Source organism: Pseudoroseomonas sp. WGS1072 (genome assembly GCF_049340465.1).
In the GTDB taxonomy this organism is placed as follows: domain Bacteria; phylum Pseudomonadota; class Alphaproteobacteria; order Acetobacterales; family Acetobacteraceae; genus Pseudoroseomonas.
The window spans coordinates 820,610-839,441 of the sequence record NZ_JBMPSU010000001.1 but is presented as its reverse complement, the minus strand read 5'-3'; the positions used below and the strand labels follow the sequence as shown (position 1 = coordinate 839,441).

Sequence of the window (18,832 nt, the reverse complement as noted above, 5' to 3'; positions counted from 1 at the left end):
TTAAGCGGCCAGGGCTGGTGCATCCCCCGCAGCATAGTAACGCGCCTCGGCTTCGGCGGGAGGGACGTTTCCGATCGGCTCGAGGAGGCGGTGGATGTTGAACCAGGCCACCCACTCGAGGGTGGCGTATTCGACGGCTTCCAGCGACCGCCACGGGCCGCGGCGGCGGATGACCTCGGTCTTGAACAGTCCGATCACCGTCTCGGCCAGTGCGTTGTCGTAGGAATCACCAACGCTCCCGACGGACGGCTCGATCCCGGCGTCGAGCAGCCGTTCCGTGTACCGAATGCTGACATATTGCGACCCGCGGTCGCTGTGGTGGGTCAGGCCGCCCTTCACGGGACGCCGGTCGTGGATGGCCTGCTCCAGTGCGTCGAGGACGAAGCCTGCACTGGCCGCCCGTGACACCCGCCAGCCGACGATGCGGCGGGCAAAGGCGTCGATGACGAAGGCGACGTAGACGAACCCTTGCCACGTCGCGACGTAGGTGAAATCCGACAGCCACAGCACGTTCGGCGCCGACGCCCGGAACTGCCGGTTCACCTTATCCAGCGGACACGGCGTGGCCGGGTTAGAGACGGTGGTCCTCATCTCCCTCCCGCGCACCGCACCCCGTAGGCCCATGGCACGCATCAGCCGCTCCACCGTGCAGCGGGCCACCACGATGCCCTCGCGGCCGAGCTGCCGCCAGACCTTGCGGGCGCCATAGACCCCGAAATTGGCCGCATGCACCTGTCGGATGCTCTCCATGAGCACCCGATCCTGCCGGGTGCGGGGCGAGGCCTTGGCCGGATCAGTGCGCCGGGCGACATGGGCGTGGTAAGTCGACGGGGCGACCGGCAGCACCCTGCAGATCGGCTCGACACCGTAGACCTCGCGATGATCGTCGATGAAGGCGATCATGGCTTCGAGCGGCGGTCGAGCTCCGCCAACGCGAAATATGCCGACGCCTTGCGCAGGATCTCATTGGCCTGCCGCAACTCGCGGACCTCGCGTTCCAGAGCCTTGATCCGCTCCCCCTCCGCGCTGGTTGGGCCAGGCCGCAGCCCCTGGTCGCGCTCGGCCTGCCTCACCCAGCCGCGCAGCGTCTCCGCCGTGCAGCCGATCTTGGGCGCGATCGAGCCAATCGCCGCCCATTGCGAGGCATGGTCGCCTCCATGCTCCAGCACCATCCGTACCGCCCGCTGCCGGACCTCAGGCGAATATCGGTTCGAAGTCTTCTTCGTCATGGCTCCACCTTCTCAAGAGTTGGAGCCTCCGGGGAACCCGGGGCGGTTCAAGTGGATGTGGGCAAAAGCTTTGTCATGAGAAGCGGCCTCGTCAGGTGTGGCATCACTCAAGCTGCGTATCGGGCGGACCATTCATCCAGAACGGCGCGATACGGCTTGATGAAGTGATCTTCCGTGAACTTGCCTTGTTCGACAGCCAGTTGGCTGCGCTCGTCCCGGTCATAGACGATCCGTGTCAGGGAATGATCCTGGTGTTGCAGGCTGGGCCGATAGCACGCGCCCGCGGCGGAATTGGCGTTGTAGATCTCCGGCCGGTAGATCTTCTGGAATGTCTCCATCGTGCTGATGGTGCCGATCAGCTCGAGATTGGTGTAGTCATCCAGCAGATCACCGAAGAAATAGAATGCCAGCGGTGCCACGCCGTTCGGCGGCATGAAGTACCGGACCTGCAAGCCCATCTTCCCGAAATACAGATCGGTCAGGGAGGTCTCGTCCGTTTGATATTCAGTTCCCAGAGCGGGGTGTTGATTTGTCGTCCGCCGATAGGTCTTGTTGTGCGAGACGCTGAGGCAGATTACCGGCATCTTCCGGAAATGCTCTTTGTAGGTGTCGGAGTACACGAAACTCTTGAAGAGCTTCCCGTGCAGATCACCGAAATCGTCCGGGATGCTGATCCCCGCACGGCCTTTGTTGTGCTCGGGAAGGCGGACGCTGAAATCGTAGTCCCGTACATAGGAGGAAAAGTTGTTCCCAACGATTCCGTCAATCCGCGCACCGGTCTTGCGATCGAGGATGGTCGTTCCCAGAACCTCGATGGCCGGAAAGGCGTTGCCATCCTGGCCGATCTCCAGCTCGACGGAGATGATGTCCAGTTCGATTCCGTATCGATTGCCATCAGGATTGTCCCACTGCGCCAGGCTGTTGCAGCGGTTGTCGATCATCTGCAACGCGTTGCGCAGATTCTGCTGACGACGATCGCCTCTCGCGAGGTTCGCGAAGTTCGTGGTGATCCGCGTACTCTCGGATGGCTTGTAGTCTTCGCCGAAACGAATGCTCTTGATGGTGAAGGTCAAGTCTCTGGTCATCGTGATGGTCTCCGGACTTCCGAGACAATGCCCGAGGCCGTTTCGCGCTCGTTCAGGTGGTGCCTGAGCTGGCTGTCAAACAAGCTCAGTCATGGGTCTTCCGCGCCGTCAGCTTGGAGCGACACCTGTCGTATGCCCGAGCGCAAACATGAAGAAAAATGGTATTCCTTCATACAAACATGAATCGGTGTCATGTCGGGGCGGTGCTGGCATCAGTGCTGAGCCGCACGATGCCCTCAGCGCGGGCGTCGGCCCGGGACGAGGTGGGCGGCTTCTCTCAGCCCTGCGGCAACACGTTAGATCTGGACGCTCCTGGCCAGATCGATGAAGCCGTCCAGATAGCTGGCAGTCTTGCCGGTGCGGTGGCCGAGATGAATGGACTTGGCGATCCCCTCGCCGATCCGCACGCCCCTTACCCCTTTGACCCCGCGCAGCAGCCAATCGGGGGTTGCACTGACGGCGCGGCCCGAGGCTACCAGCCGCAACATCAGATCGGTCGTCTCCACCGTGCGGTGACGACGTGGCAGGGCATGGGACGGGACGAGGAACTGCGTATAGATATCCAGTCTCTCACGGGGGACGGGATATGTAATCAGGGTCTCGCTCGCCAGATCCTCGGGTACGATCCGCTGTTTCTGTGCCAACGGATGGCTGTCGGCCACCGCCAGAACCAGCTCGTAATCGAAGACAGGTTTGTATTCGACCCCTGGACGCTCGGTCGGATCCGGGGTGACCAGAATGTCGATCTCGTGGCCCAGCAGAGCGGACATGCCGCCGAACTGGAAGGCCGTGGTCACGTCGAGGTCGACATCAGGCCAGTCCGCCAGAAACGGGTCCACCACCCGCATCAGCCAATCCTGGCAGGGGTGGCACTCCATTCCCACCCGGATCGCGCCACGCCGCCCGCGGGCATAATCCTCCAGGACGACCGCACCGTTTTCGAGCTGTGGAAGAACCCGCATCGCCAGCGCCAGGAGATAGTCCCCCGCCAGCGTCAGCCGCAGCTTGTGTCCCTCGCGCTCCCAAAGTTTGACGCGGTAACGTTCCTCGAAGCGGCGAATCGCATGGCTGACCGCCGACTGTGTCAAATTCAGCCGATCAGCGGCCTGAGTCAGGCTACCGGTCCGGTCGATCTCGCGCAGGATGGCCAGGGGTTGGATATCGATCATAGGACATGAACCGTTGTCATAGACATCCTTCGTAGACTCACTTGGATGTCATACCAACTGTATCCTGTACCTCTCCGGAAAGAGGCTTTGCAGCGATGGAGCCTGGTCGCTTGGTCGAAGAATAATTACCCTCATTGACGACCACCGAACTGCTCATGAGGTCGATGCGATCTGCCGCAAGGACGGAAGCAAAACGGCTACGCCTGGAGTGTGAGTGTTTCCCCAGATGCAGATTGATGCACCTGATGTCCGCTTCCAGGATCTCAGCTCGCTGTCTTCGACGTCCGAGAAGGGCGCTGAGGGGAATGTGCGAGGCTGGCCATCCGGTGAAAAGCGGGCGCTGTGTTGATCCGGTGTGGACTGATCCAGGATCGCATGCTGCTTGACACGATCGCCACGGGCCATCCATAAGCGCCCCGCCTCAACGATCCTGACCACCCACCCTCATCGCTGGTGTACCATGCCCCGCCGACCGGCCCTGGTCGCGCGGAGCTTTCTGCTGGCGACTGCTCTGAAGTCCGCGCGGGCGCGGATCGGGGCCAACGGGCTGGCACCTGTGGGCAGGGACCCGGAGGCCCTCCTTCCCACCGGCCCCCGGAGAGTCTTCCCCCATGACTCGTCACCGTAGCCCGCGCGCCGGTCGGCGCGTGGCCGAGCACCGTGCCGCCCTGCTCGACTATGCCGCCAACGCCATCGCCGCCGCGACGCCGCTGTCGCCCGAGACCCTGAAGCTGCTGACCCATCTGGAGGCCTCCGCTCCCGAACTGGGTTTGGTCGGGCTGCTGCCCGCCGCCAGCACCCTCTCGACAGGCATGCTGACGACGGGACTGCTCGACGATCTGTCCCGCCGCATGCGCACGCGGTCACGAGGCCGGCGGCCGCGTCACGGCTTTGAACGGCGCCTGAAGGGATTGGCCGAGCTGGCGGGTCTAGATGCGTCCTCGCGTGCCATCCTTGGCCTGTTCCTGCGGGACGCCATGCTGCCGTCCCTCTCGAGGCTGGCGCAGTGCGTGGCCGAGACGTGGGGCAACCGGCATGCCTATAACCTCTGCCCTGACCTCGTGGCGGTCCTGACCGGCTTCGACCGTGAAACCGTCCATCACGCGCTGCGGCGCCAGGCGCCCCTGGTCTTCACCGGTCTGCTGCGAATGGACGATGAGCACGACACCCTGTTCGTTCCGCCTCTGATCCTCCGCTATGCCAGCGACGAGTTTTCCGACGCGGATGCCCGCGCCGCCCTGCTGGGGAAGCCCGCCGCGGCCTCCCTCGACTGGTCCGACTACGCCCATCTGGGCGAGGAGGCCGGGATGGTTGCGGCCGTGCTGGCCGGCGCGCTCCGGAGCCGCGAGGCGGGGGTGCATGTCCTGCTGTATGGCCCTCCCGGCACGGGAAAGACTGAATTCGCCAAGACCCTCGCCCGGCAGCTGGACGTGCCCTTGCACCCCGTGGCCGAGGCCGACGAGGAGGGTGACGAGCCGAACCGCAACGAGCGCCTGGCCGGCTGGCGCCTGGCGCAACGCCTGACGGCCACGACGCCCGCTCTGCTGCTGCTCGACGAGGCCGAGGATCTGTTCGCCGATCCGAAGCATGCGTCGCGCGTCTTCCTGCATCGCCTGCTGGAGAGCACGCCGACGCCGACGATCTGGACGGTGAACGACCTGGACGCGCTGAGCCCGGCGGTGCGCCGGCGCATGACCTGCTGCCTGGAAGTGAAGGTGCCGCCCGTGCCAGTGCGCGCCGCCCTCTGGCAGCGCCTCGCCGCCGCGGAGCGGGTGCTGCTGCCGGAGGCCGATGCCGAGGCGCTGGCCCGTGAGATCGCGGCCCCTCCGGCCCTGGCCCGCTCCGCCCTGCGCGCGGCCCGGCTCGCGGGCGGTGATCCCGCCCAGGTCCGCCGCGCGCTGCTCGGCACGGCGCGGGCGCTGTTCGGTGAGTCGGGCCGCGCAGGCGCGCCCCCTCCCGCAGCGCCGTGCGATCCGGCCTTGCTCAATGCCGATCTCGACCTGGCCTCCCTGGCCGGTCGGCTGGCCCGGCCCGGGGCGCCGTGCGCGGTGTCGCTGCTGCTGTCCGGCCCACCCGGCTCCGGCAAGAGCCTCTATGCCCGTCACCTCGCGGCCGGGATGGGGCTGGAGGTGATGGAGCGCCGCGCCTCCGACCTGCTGTCCATGTGGGTCGGCGGTTCGGAGAAGGCGATCGCCGGGGCCTTCGCCGAGGCCAGGGAACGCGAGGCCTTCCTGATCCTCGACGAAGCGGACGGGCTGCTGTGCGACCGGGCGGGGGCGGTGCGGTCCTGGGAGGTGACGCAGGTGAACGAGATGCTGACCTGGATGGAGTCGCATCCGCTGCCCTTCGCCTGCACCACCAACCGTTCCGACCATCTCGATCCCGCCAGCCTGCGGCGCTTCCTGGTCAAGGCGCGCTTCGACTACCTGTCCCCCGCCCAGGTGACATTGGCCTTCGAGCGGTTCTTCGGCCTGGCGATGCCGGCAGGACAGGGCGTGTCCGGCTGCCTGACACCGGCGGACTTCGCCCTGGTGCGCCGCAAGGCCGAACTGATGGGGCAGCAGGGCGACGCCGCGGCGCTGTGCGACCTCCTGGCGGCCGAGGCGGCCGGGCGCCGTGGACCCGCAAGGCGGATCGGCTATGTCGCCGCGGCCTGACAGCAGGGCGGGCGCGCCGCCTTCGCCTGCGGCATGCCCGGGTTGCCGGCAGATCCTGCCCTTGGCAGGCGGAGGCCGGCATGGCCCTTATGGAACAAGCTCCTTCCGACCAGACCAGACTCAAGATTGACATGGCATCGCTTCAGATTTCCGCGAACAGGACCAGGGCCACCGCGATCGGGCTGCTGGCGATCCTGCTGTGGGGTTCCATCGTCGGGCTGATCCGCGGCGTCAGCGAGAGCTTCGGCCCGACCGGCGGCGCCGCCATGATCTACACGGTGGCCTCGGCGATCCTGGCCTTCACGGTCGGCTTCCCCCGGCTGGCGGAATTCCCCCGCCGCTATCTCATCTGGGGCAGCACCCTCTTCGTCGCGTACGAACTCTGCCTAGCCCTGTCGATCGGCTACGCCAACACCGGGCGGCAGGCCATCGAGGTCGGCATGGTGAACTACCTGTGGCCGACCTTCACGATGATGGCCGCGATCCTCTTCAACAACCAGCGGGCGAACCTCCTGATCCTCCCCGGCGTGGCGATGTCGCTGACGGGCATCGGCTGGGTTCTGGGCGGCGACCAGGGGCTGGACGTCCCCGCCATGGCGGAGAACATCCGCGACAATCCCCTGAGCTACGGGCTGGCCTTCACCGGCGCCCTGCTCTGGGCGGCGTATTCCATCCTCACGGTGCGGATCGCCCGGGGCCGGAACGGCATCACGCTCTTCTTCATGCTGACCGCGGCCGTTCTCTGGGCCAAGTACCTGCTGATGGGCGGCGGCGCGATGGAGTTCAGCCCCCGCTCGGTCGTCATCCTGCTCATGGCCGCCTCGGCGATGGGCTTCGGCTACGCCGCCTGGAACGTCGGCATCCTGCATGGGAACGTGACTGTCCTGGCAGGGGCCTCCTATTTCACCCCGGTCCTCTCGGCGGCCCTCGCGGCGCTGGTCCTGCGAACCAGCCTCCCGCTGTCCTTCTGGCAGGGCGCGGCCATGGTCTGCGCGGGGTCGATCCTGTGCTGGGTGGCCACGCGCGGGCGCTGAGGGACGCCCGTTTCCCGGAAGGGCGCCCATGGCCGTGGAATTGCCGGAACGGGCGCGAGGCTCGCCGGTTCCGAGGATTGATGCTGTGATCCCGCAGACGGGCGCCCATATTCGGGTCCGCTGCTCCGCCCTGTGCGACAGTGTCCGCGCCGCCGGCATCTCGGCGCTGATTCATCAAGGGGGCCGCATTGTCGGCTTGCGGTTCCGGGGTCCGCTCCCGGACGGATGGCTGCGTTCCTTGCTTGACCGGGTTTCGGCTCCGCAGATCAACCACAACCATTTGCGCTGGTGCGGCCGGCCGGTCGTCCCGCCCATCAACCCGGCGATGGCCCCCGCTCCAGGAAGGTGGAGAGGGCGATATAGCTTCGCACCGAGCGGACACCCTCCAGGCTCTGGATTTCCATCAGGAAGGTCTCGAGGGATTCGGTGTCGGCCGCCCGCACCTTCACGAGGACGCAGCCATCCCCGGCGACGGTGTGAAGCTCCTCGACCTCGGGCCGGTTGGCGAACTTCAGCAATTCGCGCGTGGCGCTGTAGCTGCTGGCGTCGATGACGAGGAAAGTCAGCAGCGTCCGGCCGAGCCTGCAGCCGTCGAGGAGAGCGACGGTCCCCTTGATGACGCCGTCGCGTTTCAGGCGCTTCACCCGGTCATGCACGGCGGGTGCGGAGAGGTTCACGAGCCTGCTGAGCTCGGCGTAGCTCCGGGAGGCATCCTCGGCGAGCGCGCCTAACAGCTTTCGGTCAATCGGGTCGAGGTCGGCGGGATGGTGCCGCGTCTGCCGAACGGCATCTGTTTCTTTCTGTGATCCGGCCATTTGCGCTTCATCTCCGAACTTCGTCCAGGATATCACGATTATCGCTGAATACCATTCGGTATTCCGTCGCTATTTCCGGAGCTTTCCCAAATGCCTCCCGCACTCTTCGCCCTGGCGGTCGGCGCCTTCGGCATCGGCCTGACCGAATTCGTCGTCGCTGGAATCCTGCCGCAGATCGCCCAGGATTTCGGCATCGAGATCCCGGCGGCCGGGCTGATGGCCACGACCTATGCGCTCGGTGTCTTCGTCGGTGCGCCGATCCTGACGGTTCTCGGCGCCCGGGTTCCGCGCAAGACCATGCTGATCGGCCTTGCCGCCCTCTTCACGCTAGGCAATCTCCTCACCGCACTGGCGCCGAGCCTGCCGCTTGCCCTGGCCGGCCGGATCCTGACCGCCTTCAACCACGGCACCTTCTTCGGCATCGGCTCCATCCTCGCCGCCTCGCTGGTCGCGAAGGACCGGCAGGCGAGTGCCATCGCCTTCATGTTCTCGGGCCTGACCCTGGCGAACCTGCTCGGCGTGCCCTTCGGCACCTGGCTGGCGCAGGCCTATGGCTGGCGGCTGGTGTTCTGGCTGATCGCCGGCATCGGCCTCGCCACCATGCTGAGCGTCGCGCTGCTCGTGCCCCGCACCGAGGCGGGCCGGGCCATCGCGCTGAAGGCGGAACTGCGCGCCTTCGTCGATCCGCAGGTCCTGCTCGCCATGGGCATCACCGTCTTCGGCCCGGCGGCCTTCTTCACCTCCATCACCTACATCGCCCCGATGATGGTGGAGGAGGCCGGCTTTTCCGGCGCCGGTGTCGCCGGGCTGATGGTGCTCTTCGGCCTCGGCCTGGCGGTCGGCAACGCGCTGGGCGGCCGCTTCGCGGACCGCTCCCTCTTCGGCACGCTGTTCGTGACGCTGGCGGCGCAGGCCGTGGTGCTGCTGGTCTTCTGGATGGGCGTCGGCAGCGGCGCCGTGGCCGCGCCCGCGGTCTTCCTGATGGCCGCCTTCGGCTTCGCCACGGTCTCGCCGATCCAGAAGCTGGTGATGGACCGCGCCAGCCGTGCCGGCGCGCCGACCATGGCCGCCTCGGTGAATATCGGCATGTTCAACCTGGGCAACGCCATCGGCGCCTGGCTGGGCGGCGCGACGATCGCGGCCGGCTTCGGCCTCGCCTCCCCGAACTGGGCGGGCGCGCTCCTCTCGCTCCTGGCGCTGGGCCTGGCCACGGCCGCCTGGGCGAGCGCCGGGCGGGCGGCGCCGGCGATGCCGGCGGAATGAGACGGCGGTCCGGGGAGTTCCCTCCGCGGACCTTACCCCGCTATGGCTCATCGGGCGGGGCAGGGGCCGGATCCCGATTCGGCCCCGGGCCCCGCAACGGGCCGGAGCGGCTGGGGAGCGGCGGGTCATGCCGGAGGCGACAGCGAGGCGCGGCGCGTGGTGGCTGATCCGGCAGAGCGTGCTCGGCTTCATCGAGGACGAGGCGCTGAGCCGGGGCGCCGCCATCGCGTTCTACACCGTCATCTCCCTGGCGCCGGTGCTGCTGATCGCCATCGGCATCGCCGGCATGGCCTTCGGCGAGGAGGCGGCGCGCGGTGCCATCCTCGACCAGCTCGGCGGGCTGATGGGCCAGTCCGGGGCGGAGCTGGTGCAGAGCATCCTTCGCAGCGCCGCCAACCCGACCTCCGGCCTGCTGGCCAGCGCCTTCGGCTTCGCCACGCTGCTGGTCACGGCGAGCGGCGTCTTCGGGGAGATCCAGGCGGCGCTGAACGTCATCTGGCACGCCCAGCCCAGCCCGCGGGAGAAGGTCAGCGAGACGGTGTCGCGCCTGCTGCGGGCCCGCGCCCTCAGCCTCAGCCTGGTGGCCGCGCTGGGCTTCCTGCTGCTGGTCTCGCTGGTCGTCAGCGCCGGGCTGCAGGCGCTGGGCGGCCGGCTGGACATGACGATGCCGGGCCTCGCGCCGCTGATCCGCCTGGCCCATGCGGTGCTGTCCTTCCTGCTCATCGCCGTGCTCTTCGCGGCCATCTACAAGATCCTGCCGGATCGCCGGCTGGAATGGCGCGACGTGGCGGTCGGCGCCCTCGTCACCGCCCTGCTGTTCAATCTCGGCAAGGCGGTGATCGGCGCCTGGCTCGGCAACAGCACGATCGGCAGCGTCTACGGCGCCGCCGGCTCGGTCATCATCCTGCTGCTCTGGATCTACTATTCGGCGCAGATCTTCCTGCTGGGGGCCGAGTTCACCAAGGCCTATGCGATCCGGCGCGATGCCGAGAGCTGGCAGCGGCGCGGGCCGGAGTCGCCGGAACGCGCCGCCATCGGCCTGCCGCCGCAGGCGTGACGGCACGCGACAGCCCTTCCCATGGCGCGGCCGGGCCGATAGGCCATTGGCCATGTCCAACCCGCCGATTCCCGCCGCATGAGCCGGGGCCGCCCCTCCACCACCGCCTGGGCGGCCGTCGCCGCCGCCCTCCTCGGCCTGCTCGGCACCGCGCAGCTCACCGAGACCGATCTGCTGCGCCTCGGCCGTGCCGCCTTGCGGGCGGTGCTGCAGGACACCTCCCCCGACCGCGCCGCACCGCCCGGCAGGGACGCCCTGACCGGCCACCCCCGCATCGCCGATGGCGACACGCTCACCCTGAACGGCACCCGCATCCGCATGCAGGGCATCGACGCCCTGGAATACGATCAGAACTGCACCGGACCCCAGGGCCGCTTCGCCTGCGGCGCCGAGGGGCGCGCCGCGCTGGAGCGGCTGATCGGCGGGCGCCCCGTGACCTGCACGCCGGACGGCTCCACCTCGCATGACCGCATCGTCGCCACCTGCACCGTCCGGCGCGAGGACGGCTCGGTGCTGGACCTGAACGGCGCCATGGTGCGCTCGGGCTATGCCTTCGACTGCCCGAAATTCTCCCGCGGCCGGTACGCGCCGGAGGAGCGCGCCGCGCGGGCCGCGAAGGATGGCGCCTGGGCCGGGCGCTTCGACTATCCCTGGTCGCACCGCGACCGCGCCGGCGCCTGCGGGCGCTGAGGCCGATGCGACGCTTCCCCTGGCTGCGGCGCCTGCTCCTGCTGCTGCTGGCGGGGCCGCCGCTGCTGATCCTGCTGTTCCGCTTCCTGCCGGTGCCGGTGACGCCGCTGATGCTGCTGCGCGCGGCGCAGGGCCATGGTTTCGAGAAGGCGTGGGTCGCCTATCCGCGCATCGATCCGCAGCTGGCCCGCTCGGTCATCGCCGCCGAGGACAACCGCTTCTGCGAGCAGTGGCTGGGCTTCGACGTCCAGGAGCTGCGCGGCCAGGTGGCGGCGCTGATGGCGGGCGAGCGGCCGCGCGGCGCCAGCACCATCACCATGCAGGTGGCCAAGAACCTCTTTCTCTGGCCCGGGCGCGACCCGGTGCGCAAGCTGCTGGAAGCCTGGCTGACGCCGCAGATCGCCCTGCTCTGGCCACGGCGGCGGGTGCTGGAGGTCTATCTCAACATCGTCGAGTTCGGCCCGGGGGTCTATGGCGCCGAGGCGGCGTCGCGCCGCTTCTTCGGCCGCTCCGCCGCCACGCTGACCGATGCCCAGGCGGCGCTGCTGGCCTCGGTGCTGCCGGCCCCGCTGCAATGGTCGGTGGCGCAGCCGGGGCCCTATGTGCGGGAGCGCGCCGGGATCATCCGGCGCCGCGTCGGGCAGCTGGGCGGGCTGACGGACTGCGCCGCGCCGTAAGGCCGGCGGCCGGGAGTCCTTGCTGTCGCGGGCGTCCTCGCCCGATCAGGCGATGCCGCCCGATCGGGAGCCGCTCTATCGCTTCGCCAGCATCTCCGCCAGCGTCAGCGCCACCACCTCGGTCGCCTTGTACAGATCGTCGAGCGGCAGGCGCTCGTCGGCGCGGTGGGCGTTGGCCTCCTGGATGCTGCGCGGCCCGGCCCCGTAGAGCACGATTGGCACGCCGGCGGCGGCATAGTGCCGCGCGTCGGTGTAGAGCGGCACGCCCTTCGCCACCACCGGCTCCCCCATCACCGCGCTGGCATGGCGGCAGAGCGCCTCGGTCAGCGCCGCGCCGCCGGGCAGCGGCACCAGCGGCTCGGCCAGCAGGATGCGGCGGATGGTCAGGCGCGCCTCCGGGAAGCCGGCGGCGGCGCGCTCGATCACGCCGCGCAGTTCGGCCTCCACCTCTGCCGGCTTCTCCTCCGGGATCATGCGGCGGTCGAGCCGCAGCGTGACGCGGTCCGGCACGACATTGGTGTTGATGCCGCCCTTGATCAGCCCGACGGTGAGCTGCGGGCTGCCGATGCCCTCCACCGCCGAGACCCGCTCCGCCAGGCCCTTGCGCCAGTCATAGAGGGCGGTGAGCACGCCATTCGCCGCCTCCAGCGCGTCGATGCCGGTGAAGGGCATGGCGGCATGGGCGGAGCGGCCGTCGAGCTGCACCTCGAGGTGCAGGCAGCCATTGTGCGCGGTGGTGACGCCGTAGGAGAAGCCGGCGCCGAGGGCGAGGTCGGGCCTGCTGATGCCCTCCGACAGCAGCCAGGCCGGGCCGATCTCGCCGCCGGTCTCCTCGTCGTAGGTGAGATGCAGCTCGACCGTGCCGGAGAGCCGCCCCGCCAGCGGCTCGAGCGCCAGCAGGGCGTAGGTGTAGGTGGCGAAGTCGGACTTCGAGACGGCGGCGCCGCGCCCGTACATCCAGCCATCGACCACCGCGGCGCCATAGGGGTCCTGCGTCCAGCCCTCGCCGGGGGGCACCACGTCGCCATGCGCGTTCAGCGCGATGACCGGCCCGCCTTCGCCGAAGCGGCGGCGCACCACGAGGTTGGTGGCGCTGACCATGCCGTGCGCCCGCGCCAGGTCCTCGGGCACCCTGTGCCGCTCGACCTCCAGGCCGAGCCCCTCCATCAGCCCGGCGGCGAGTTCCGCATGGCGGTCGCAGTCGCCCGGCGGATTGTCGGACGGGCAGCGCACCAGCGCCGCGAGGAAGCGTGTCTCGGCCTCCCGCTGGCCGGCGAGCCAGGCGCGGATGGCGGCGGCGTCGGACTCGGGCAGGGTCTGGGTCATGGGTCGCTCCGTCGCGGCGCTCGGAAGGGGGCAGGGGATCAGGGGCGGGGGGGATCAGAAGAGGGGGCGGGTGAGGCCAGTGGCCAGCGCCGCCTCGGCCCGGCGGAGGTCCATCGGGGTGGAGAGATGGAACCAGGCGCCGTCATGCACCTGTCCGAAGGCGCGGCCGTTCTCGATGGCGCGGTTCCACAGCAGGTTGGTGCTGAAGGCGCCGTCCGGCGCGCCCGCGAAGAGGCGCGGATGCAGGATCTGCAGGCCGCCATAGAGGTAGGGCGCGATCTCCCGCTCCTTCGGGCGCCGCGCGCGGCCGAGCGGGTCGAGCAGGAAGTCGCCGCGGCCGGTCTCGCCCTGGACGGCGGCGGTGCGCACCATCAGCAGCAGGGCATCCATCGTCTCCGGATCGAAGCGCGCGGCGAGGCGCTCGATGGTCGGCACCGGCCCGTCGAGCCAGAAGGCATCGCCGTTCACCACCAGGAAGGGGGCCTGGCCCAGCAGCGGCAGGGCGTTGCGCACGCCGCCCCCGGTCTCCAGGACCGTCTCCTCATGCACCACGGTGGGCGGCCGGGGGCGGCTGGCGCAGGTCGCCTCCACCTGCTCGGCGAACCAGTGGGCGTTCACCACCACCGTATCGATGCCGGCCTCGTCGATGCGGTCCAGCGCGTGGTCGAGCAGGCTGCGTCCGGCGAGCTTCAGCAGCGGCTTGGGGGTCGCCTCGGTCAGCGGCCGCATGCGGGTGCCGAGGCCGGCCGCCAGCACCATGGCGGAGGAGAGGGTGATCACGCGGCGGGATCCTTGCTCGGGCGGAGGCTCTCCGGATTGCGGCGGAGGGCGGGAGGGACGTGGCGATCGAGGAAGGCGGCGAGCGGCGCCGCGGCGGGGTGGCGCAGCGCCTGGGCTAGGAGCGCCCAGCAGCGCGGGCCATGCGCCAGGTAGCGCGGCTTGCCGTCGCGCCGGGCGAGGCGCACCCAGAGGGCGGCGACGCGCAGGTGACGCTGCGCCGCCTGGGCGGCGAAGGCGGCGCGGAAGCCCTCGGCCTCCAGCTCCGGCCGGGCGGCGAGGTAGCGGGCGATGGTTGCCTCCCGGACATCCGGCCGCACGTCGCGCCGGGCATCCTCCACCAGGCTCACCAGATCGTAGGCGGGATGGCCGAGGCCGGCATCCTGGAAGTCGAGGATGCCGGTGCGGCGCGGCCCGGCGCGGTCCGGCAGGTCGATGAGATTGGCCGGGAAGTAGTCCCGGTGCACCAGGCAGCCGGCGCCGCGGAACGGATCGAGCATGGTGCGCAGCGCGTCGTGGAAGGCCGCGCGGATGGCGGGGGAGGGCGGTTCGCCGAAGCTCTCCGGCCACCACCAGTCGAGGAAGGTCAGACCCGCCGTCTCGGCCATGCGGGGCGCCTCCCAGGCCGGCAGGCCGGGCGGCGGTGGCGCGGCGTGCAGCGCCGCCAGGGCCTCGGCGGCGGCGGTGTAGAGCGGCAGCGGATCGGCCCCCGCGTCGAGCAGGGCGGCATGGGTCGCCTCGCCCAGATCCTCGACCAGCAGCAGGCCCCGGGCCGGGTCCTCGCCCAGCACCTCGGGGGCGGAGAGGCCGAGGCCGCGGATGTGCCGGGCGAGCCTCAGGAAGGGGATCAGGTCCTCCTCCGGCGTCAGCCCGACCCTGGCGGCGTCGCCGCAATCCATCAACAGGGCCGGGCGCGGGCCGCCGATGAGGCGGGTGTAGCGCCGGTGGCCGGCATCCTGGGGCAGCGGCCGGCGGGCGGCGCCGGCATAGCCCTGGGCGGCGAGGAAGGAATCCACGGGGTTCATCGCGCCGGGTGGTGACGCAGGCTGCGCCGCTTGCCAAGCGCGGATTTCGGGCGGCGGGGCGGCGCGCCCCTGGACGCCCCCCTCAAGCCGGCCTCACAGGCCGGCCAGCGCGGGCAGCCGCGCCTCCCAGCCGCTGAGCCGGACATGCCGGGCCTCGCTCTCGGGGTCCGGGCGCAGCGTGAGGCGCAGCGCGTCCCGCGGCGTCAGCCAGCCCAGGCGGTCCGGCCATTCCACCAGCACGATGCCCTCCCGCGCCTCCTCCCAGCCCAGCTCCTCGAGCTCCTCCGGCCCGGCCAGGCGGTAGAGGTCGAAATGATGCGCCGCGCCGCCCGGCAGGTCGTAGCCCTGCACCAGGGTGAAGCTGGGCGAGGGCACCTCCAGCGCCGGGTCGCCGGCGGCGGCGCGCAGGAAGGCGCGGCAGAAGGCGGACTTGCCGGCGCCGAGCGGCCCTTCCAGCAGCAGCGCGTCGCCGGGCCGCGCGAGGCGGGCGGCGCGGGCGGCGAGCGCCTCGGTGGCGGCGAGGTCGGGCAGCAGGAGGGAGAGGGTTTCGGGCATGGCGCGCGTCAATCTGCCCGCAGCCCGGCCCGGCTTACAAGCCGGGGTTCGGGGCAGGCCCTTTGCCGCTGCCCCGCAAAGCCTCTATGCACGGCGGCCAGACGCGGAGGTGCAGCACCATGTCCGATCCAGAGACCGCGCCGCATGTGGCGGTGGAGACCGATGTCGCCGTCATCGGCGCGGGGCCGACCGGCCTGTTCGCCGTCTTCGAATGCGGCATGCTGCGGATGAAATGCGTGGTGATCGACACGCTGGAGGCGATCGGCGGGCAATGCGCCGCCCTCTATCCGGAGAAGCCGATCTACGACATCCCGGCGCACCCGGCGATCGCCGGCGGCACGCTGATCGAACGGCTGGAGGAGCAGGCGGCGCCCTTCTCGCCGATCTACCTGCTCGGCCGCCGGGTCGAGGGCCTGGCCAGCGAGGCCGATGGCCGCTTCGCGCTGACCACCAGCAAGGGCGAGCGGGTGCGCGCCCGGGCGGTGATCATCGCCGCCGGGGCCGGCGCCTTCGGGCCCAACCGTCCGCCGCTGAACGGCCTGCATGAGTACGAGGCGAGCGGCGCCGTGCGCTACATGGTGGCGCGGCGCGAGGAGCTGCGCGGCAAGCGGGTGGTCATCGCCGGCGGCGGCGATTCGGCGGTGGACTGGGCGCTCAGCCTCAAGGACATCGCCAAGCGCGTGACGGTGGTGCACCGCCGGCCGAAGTTCCGCGCGGCGCCCGAGAGCGTGGCGCAGATGGAGGCGGCGGCGGAGAAGGGCGAGATCGAGCTGGCCATCCCCTACCAGCTGCACGGGCTCCGGGGACAGGACGGCGTGCTGGACCATGTCGTGCTGGCGACGCTGAAGGGCGAGGAGCGGGCGGTGGCGGCGGACCACCTGCTGGCCTTCTTCGGCCTGTCGATGGAGCTGGGCCCGATCGCCGAATGGGGGCTCGGGCTCGAGAAGAGCCACATCGCCGTCAACCCGGCGACGCTCGAGACCAATGTCCCCGGCATCCATGCCATCGGCGACATCGCCACCTATCCGGGCAAGCTGAAGCTGATCCTGCAGGGCTTCTCGGAGGCGGCGATGGCCGCGCACGCCATCCATCCGCGCGTCTTCCCCGGCGAGGCGCTGCACTTCGAATACAGCACCTCGAAGGGCGTGCCGGCGGAGTAAGGTTCCATCCCAGACCAGAGGAGCGAAGTCATGGCGGAAGGACGTCTCGTCATCGGCACCAGGATGTACTCCTCCTGGTCGCTGCGCGGCTGGCTGGCGGTGCAGCTGGCCGGGCTGAAGGTGGAGGAGGTGGTGATCCCGCTGGCGGGGGGCAGCACGCCCGCGGTGAAGGAGGCGACGCCCTCCGGCACCGTGCCCTACCTGGAGCACCGCGGTGCCCGGGTCTGGGAGAGTCTCGCCATCCTGGAATACTGCGCCGGCCTGGCGCCGCGGCTCTGGCCGGCCGATCCGGTGGCCCGCGCCTGGGCGCGCAGCATCAGCGCCGAGATGCATGCCGGCTTCCGCGGGCTGCGGATGGCCATGCCCATGACCATCCTGAACACCTTCCCCGGCCAGGGCCGCACGCCCGAGGCGCTGGCCGATATCGCCCGCATCGAGGCGATCTGGCGCGAGGCGCTGCTCGATTCCGCCGGCCCCTTCCTGTTCGGCGGCGAGTTCGGCGCGGCGGATGCCATGTTCGCCCCCGTCTGCTGCCGCTTCCTGACCTGGCAGCCCGACCTCACGCCGCTCAGCCAGGGCTATGTCGAGGCGGTGCGCAACCACCCGCTGCTGCGCCGCTGGTACAGCGAGGCCGCCGCCGAGCCCGCCGCCTGGCGCATTCCCCGCTACGAGGCGCCGCAGCCGTGAGCGGGGCGGAGAGCCTCGACCATGTGGGCCTCTGCACGCGGGACGGGCCGGCGCTCTGGGCTGCCTACGAGGCGCTCGGCTTCCAGCTGACTCCCCTGGCGCGCCAGTCCGGCCGCCGCGCGCCCGGCGCGCCGGTCGAGCCCTTCGGCACCGGCAACCGCTGCGCCATGCTGCGCCAGGGCTATCTCGAGCTGCTGGCGATCCTCGACCCGGCGCTGTTCGACAACCGCCTCGGCGCCTTCCTCGACCGCTATGCCGGGATGCACATCCTGGCCTTCGGCATCGGCGGGGCGGAGGCGGAGCTGGCGCGGCTGCGCCGGGCCGGGATCGACCTCCCCGGCGTCGCCCATCTGGAACGCCCGGTGGACGATCCCGAGGGGCCGCGCGCGCGCTTCTCCCGCCTGCCGCTGCCGGATGCGCCGGAGGGGCGGCTGCAGCTGATCGAGCACCACACGCCGGAACTGCTCTGGCAGCCACGCTGGCTGGAGCACCCGAACCATGCCGTGGCGCTGGAGAGCGCCATCCTGGTGGCCCCCGCCCCGGCGGAGAGCGCCGCCGCCCTGGCGCGCCTGACCGGCCAGGTGCTGACGCCCGATCCGGCGGGCGGCTATGCCCTGGCGCTGCCCCGCGGCCTGATCCGCATCCTGCCGCCCGAGGCGCTGGGCGCCGTGCTGCCCGGCCTCACCGCGCCGGACCTGCCCTTCCTGGCCGGCTGCACGGTGCGGACCGATGACGGCAACGCGGCCGTCCGGGCGCTGCTGGGCGGGCGGCTGCGGCCGGTGCCGGGGGGGCTGATGGCCCCGCCGGCGCTGGCCGGGGGCGCCGCCCTGGTCTTCACGGAATGAGGCTGGCTCCCGGCGCCGCCGCCATCGGCCAGTCGTTGCGCACCTACTACGCCCCCGGGCGGGCGGCCCGGCTGGACCGGCTGCTGGGGCGCTTCCTGGGCCCGGGCGGGCTGGGCCTCGACATCGGCGCCCATGTCGGCGACCGCGCGGCGAGCTTCCGCCGCCTGGGCGCGCGGGCGGTGGCGGTGGAGCCGCAGCCGCGCCTCTGCCGCCTGTTGCGCCTGCTGTTCCGCCGCGACCCGGGCGTCCGGCTGGAGGCCGCCCTGGTCGGCGCCGCCGGGGGGGAGGCAGCGCTGCACCTCAACAGCGCCAACCCGACCGTCGCCACCGCCTCCGCCGACTTCGTCCTGGCCGCGGCCGGCGCCGAGGGCTGGCGGGAGCAGCGCTGGGACGCCACCCTGACCCTGCCGGTGACGACGCTGGACGCGCTGGTCGCGCGCCATGGCCGGCCGGACTTCATCAAGATCGATGTCGAGGGTTTCGAGGCCGAGGCCCTGGCCGGGCTGACCTGGCCGGTGCCGGCGCTCAGCTTCGAGTTCACCACGCTGCAGCGCGCGGTGGCGCGGCAGGCGCTGGCGCGCCTCGCCGGGCTCGGCGCCTATCGCTTCAACGCCAGCCTGGGCGAGAGCCTCTCCCTCGCCCTGCCGGGCCCGGTTTCCGCCGTGGCGATGGCCGGCTGGCTGGATAGCCTGCCCGACGCCGCCAATTCCGGCGATGTCTATGCCAGCCTGGAGCCGGACCGCCTGGCATGCGACCGCTGACGCCGCGCCGCCGGCCCGCC

Annotated in this window: 18 protein-coding genes and 1 other annotated feature; of the genes, 10 read left to right on the top strand and 8 right to left on the bottom strand. The window is 70.6% G+C overall.

All coding sequences use genetic code 11. From position 1 onward, the window contains the following. From ACF3NH_RS04040 to ACF3NH_RS04030, 3 genes are all read right to left on the bottom strand, one after another. Nucleotides 1–1,229 (bottom strand): IS3 family transposase gene (locus ACF3NH_RS04040; protein WP_422921654.1). Its coding sequence is split into 2 segments (ribosomal slippage): nucleotides 1–932 and nucleotides 932–1,229, totalling 1,230 coding nucleotides; the frame shifts between segments, so codons are not numbered across the junction. After that, nucleotides 829–945 (bottom strand) — a sequence feature (AL1L pseudoknot). It overlaps the preceding gene by 117 nt. A 107-nt stretch (nucleotides 1,230–1,336) precedes the next feature. Further along, nucleotides 1,337–2,302 carry a DUF1852 domain-containing protein gene (locus ACF3NH_RS04035; protein ID WP_422921940.1) on the bottom strand — a complete coding sequence of 322 codons (966 nt, stop codon included), beginning with the start codon at nucleotides 2,300–2,302 and terminating at the stop codon, nucleotides 1,337–1,339. A 308-nt stretch (nucleotides 2,303–2,610) separates the two neighbouring features. After that, nucleotides 2,611–3,483 carry a LysR family transcriptional regulator gene (locus tag ACF3NH_RS04030; protein WP_422921939.1) on the bottom strand — a complete coding sequence of 291 codons (873 nt, stop codon included), beginning with the start codon at nucleotides 3,481–3,483 and terminating at the stop codon, nucleotides 2,611–2,613. A gap of 611 nt (nucleotides 3,484–4,094) precedes the next feature. On the opposite strand from ACF3NH_RS04030, the gene ACF3NH_RS04025 reads away from it, so the two are divergent. Then, nucleotides 4,095–6,140: an AAA family ATPase gene (locus ACF3NH_RS04025; RefSeq protein ID WP_422921938.1), complete on the top strand. Its 2,046-nt coding sequence runs from the start codon at nucleotides 4,095–4,097 to the stop codon at nucleotides 6,138–6,140. Between the two features lie 131 nt (nucleotides 6,141–6,271). Further along, nucleotides 6,272–7,174, top strand: a complete 903-nt coding sequence (gene yddG / locus ACF3NH_RS04020) for an aromatic amino acid DMT transporter YddG (protein ID WP_422921937.1) — start codon at nucleotides 6,272–6,274, stop codon at nucleotides 7,172–7,174. 314 nt (nucleotides 7,175–7,488) lie between these two features. Here the strand turns inward: yddG and ACF3NH_RS04015 are convergent, their stop codons facing one another. Continuing rightward, the gene (locus tag ACF3NH_RS04015) at nucleotides 7,489–7,989 is read right to left on the bottom strand and encodes an Lrp/AsnC family transcriptional regulator (RefSeq protein ID WP_198366160.1); all 501 of its coding nucleotides are present in this window, start codon (nucleotides 7,987–7,989) and stop codon (nucleotides 7,489–7,491) included. A 90-nt stretch (nucleotides 7,990–8,079) separates the two neighbouring features. Here ACF3NH_RS04015 and ACF3NH_RS04010 point away from each other — a divergent pair, with 90 nt between their 5' ends. The 4 genes from ACF3NH_RS04010 (at nucleotide 8,080) to mtgA (ending at nucleotide 11,676) form a co-directional block, all read left to right on the top strand. Continuing rightward, nucleotides 8,080–9,252, top strand: coding sequence for an MFS transporter (locus ACF3NH_RS04010; protein WP_422921936.1), 1,173 nt, complete (start codon nucleotides 8,080–8,082; stop codon nucleotides 9,250–9,252). Between the two features lie 127 nt (nucleotides 9,253–9,379). After that, the gene (locus ACF3NH_RS04005) at nucleotides 9,380–10,309 is read left to right on the top strand and encodes a YihY/virulence factor BrkB family protein (protein ID WP_198365623.1); all 930 of its coding nucleotides are present in this window, start codon (nucleotides 9,380–9,382) and stop codon (nucleotides 10,307–10,309) included. Nucleotides 10,310–10,387: 78 nt separating this feature from the next. Next, nucleotides 10,388–10,999, top strand: a complete 612-nt coding sequence (locus tag ACF3NH_RS04000) for a thermonuclease family protein (RefSeq protein ID WP_198365624.1) — start codon at nucleotides 10,388–10,390, stop codon at nucleotides 10,997–10,999. Nucleotides 11,000–11,004: 5 nt separating this feature from the next. Next, nucleotides 11,005–11,676 (top strand): monofunctional biosynthetic peptidoglycan transglycosylase, encoded by a 672-nt coding sequence (gene mtgA, locus ACF3NH_RS03995; RefSeq protein WP_422921935.1) that lies wholly within the window; start codon nucleotides 11,005–11,007, stop codon nucleotides 11,674–11,676. Between the two features lie 75 nt (nucleotides 11,677–11,751). Here the strand turns inward: mtgA and ACF3NH_RS03990 are convergent, their stop codons facing one another. From ACF3NH_RS03990 to tsaE, 4 genes are all read right to left on the bottom strand, one after another. Continuing rightward, nucleotides 11,752–13,002: a M20/M25/M40 family metallo-hydrolase gene (locus ACF3NH_RS03990; protein WP_422921934.1), complete on the bottom strand. Its 1,251-nt coding sequence runs from the start codon at nucleotides 13,000–13,002 to the stop codon at nucleotides 11,752–11,754. A 54-nt stretch (nucleotides 13,003–13,056) separates the two neighbouring features. After that, nucleotides 13,057–13,782: a nucleotidyltransferase family protein gene (locus ACF3NH_RS03985; RefSeq protein WP_198365627.1), complete on the bottom strand. Its 726-nt coding sequence runs from the start codon at nucleotides 13,780–13,782 to the stop codon at nucleotides 13,057–13,059. Further along, complete coding sequence (locus ACF3NH_RS03980) at nucleotides 13,779–14,804, bottom strand: aminoglycoside phosphotransferase family protein (protein WP_422921933.1); 1,026 nt, start codon at nucleotides 14,802–14,804, stop codon at nucleotides 13,779–13,781. Before ACF3NH_RS03980 ends, ACF3NH_RS03985 begins: the two co-directional genes overlap by 4 nt. Before the next feature lie 93 nt (nucleotides 14,805–14,897). Continuing rightward, nucleotides 14,898–15,359 carry a tRNA (adenosine(37)-N6)-threonylcarbamoyltransferase complex ATPase subunit type 1 TsaE gene (gene tsaE / locus ACF3NH_RS03975; protein ID WP_198365629.1) on the bottom strand — a complete coding sequence of 154 codons (462 nt, stop codon included), beginning with the start codon at nucleotides 15,357–15,359 and terminating at the stop codon, nucleotides 14,898–14,900. Nucleotides 15,360–15,478: 119 nt separating this feature from the next. Here tsaE and ACF3NH_RS03970 point away from each other — a divergent pair, with 119 nt between their 5' ends. Genes ACF3NH_RS03970 through ACF3NH_RS03955 form a run of 4 tightly spaced genes read left to right on the top strand, consistent with a single transcriptional unit; the run spans nucleotide 15,479 to nucleotide 18,812 of the window. Continuing rightward, nucleotides 15,479–16,519 (top strand): NAD(P)/FAD-dependent oxidoreductase, encoded by a 1,041-nt coding sequence (locus ACF3NH_RS03970; protein WP_198365630.1) that lies wholly within the window; start codon nucleotides 15,479–15,481, stop codon nucleotides 16,517–16,519. A 30-nt stretch (nucleotides 16,520–16,549) separates the two neighbouring features. Then, a complete protein-coding gene (locus ACF3NH_RS03965; protein ID WP_198365631.1) occupies nucleotides 16,550–17,206 on the top strand; it encodes a glutathione S-transferase in 657 nt (218 codons plus the stop codon). Beyond that, complete coding sequence (locus ACF3NH_RS03960; RefSeq protein ID WP_422921932.1) at nucleotides 17,203–18,051, top strand: VOC family protein; 849 nt, start codon at nucleotides 17,203–17,205, stop codon at nucleotides 18,049–18,051. Before ACF3NH_RS03965 ends, ACF3NH_RS03960 begins: the two co-directional genes overlap by 4 nt. Further along, nucleotides 18,048–18,812, top strand: a complete 765-nt coding sequence (locus ACF3NH_RS03955) for an FkbM family methyltransferase (RefSeq protein WP_422921931.1) — start codon at nucleotides 18,048–18,050, stop codon at nucleotides 18,810–18,812. Before ACF3NH_RS03960 ends, ACF3NH_RS03955 begins: the two co-directional genes overlap by 4 nt. The last annotated feature ends 20 nt before the right edge of the window (nucleotides 18,813–18,832 follow it).